The 1,354-nt window shown below is 62.6% G+C and carries 1 protein-coding gene; it reads right to left on the bottom strand.

Annotation, left to right across the window (positions count from 1 at the left end):
* A partial coding sequence (locus tag KW846_RS29640) for a calcium-binding protein (protein ID WP_218486456.1) occupies positions 1-1,354 on the bottom strand: 1,354 nt, incomplete at both ends.

The raw sequence follows: 1,354 nt of genomic DNA, 5'->3' as shown, positions 1-1,354 counted from the left end.
GCCCCGATCCCTACCACCGTGTCTGCCCCGTTAGCCGTGATGGTCACGTTGGCAGCGAACGTCGCGCTGTTGATCCCCAGCGCCGTGATATTGAGCAAGTCCTGCCCGACCGGATTGGCTCCGAAGTCCAGGATCGTATCGTTGCCGAAACCCGCGGCACCAAACTCGAAAATATCGTTGCCGGCGACGCCGCCACTCATCAGGTCGTTACCGCCACCGCCGATGAGAATGTCGTTACTCGCCCCCCCCACGAGCATGTTGGAGAGCGCGTTGCCGGCCCCCACGAAATTACCGCTGCCGCCGAAAAACAGATTTTCGACATCGGCACCCAGGGTGTAGGTCCCGAGCGAGGTCCAGACCGAGTCGTTGCCGGCACCGGCGAGCTCGCTCACCACGTCCCCAAGCTCGGTGACTTCGTAGATATCGCTGCCGATACCGCCGACCATCGTGTCGGCACCTGTGCGACCAATGAGGACGTCATCACCTGCGCCGCCATTGAGGACGTCGTTACCCGCACCGCCGACGATCGTGTTGTTGAACACGGTGCCGCTACCCGTAAAGTTGCCGCTGCCGCTGAAATACAGGTTCTCGACGTTGGCACCCAGGGTGTAGTTCGTGAGCGAGGTCCAGACCGTATCCGCGTCTGCGCTGGCGAGCTCGGTCACCACGTCCCCAAGGTCGGTGACTTCGTAGATATCGCTGCCGCCACCGCCGGCCATCGTGTCGGCACCTGCGCGACCGATAATCACGTCGTTACCTGCGCCACCGATAAGGACGTCGTTACCCGCACCGCCCACGATCGTGTTGTGGAGCTCGTTGCCGCTGCCCGCAAAGTTGCCGATGCCACCGAAATACAGATTTTCGACGTTGGCACCCAGCGTGTAGCTTGCGAGCGAGGTCCAGACCGAGTCGTTGCCGGCATCGGCGAGCTCGCTCACCACGTCCCCAAGGTCGGTGACTTCGTAGATATCGATGCCGACACCGCCGGCCATCGTGTCGGCACCTGCGCCACCGATGAGAACGTCGTTACCCGAACCACCCACGAGCGTGTTGGCGAGCGCGTTACCGATGGCCGTAAAGTGGCCGCTGCCGCCGAAATACAGATCCTCGACGTTGGCGCCCAGCGTGTAGCTCGCCAGCGAGGTCCAGACCGAGTCGTTGCCGGCACCGGCGAGCTCGATCACTACGTCCCCTAGGTCGGTGACTTCGTAGATATCGCTGCCGACTCCGCCGGCCATCGTGTCGGCACCACTACCGCCGATGAGAATGTCATTGCCCGCATCACCATTGAGGATGTCGTTGCCGCCCAAGGCGTTCAGGAAGTCGTTGCCATCACCTCCGCTGGCCACGTCGT

The sequence above is a fragment of the Pseudomonas sp. PDM32 genome, assembly GCF_019219225.1.
Lineage (GTDB): Bacteria > Pseudomonadota > Gammaproteobacteria > Pseudomonadales > Pseudomonadaceae > Aquipseudomonas > Aquipseudomonas laurylsulfatiphila.
Note: the sequence above shows the minus strand (reverse complement) of the source record. Positions and strands in the feature narration are given on the sequence as shown.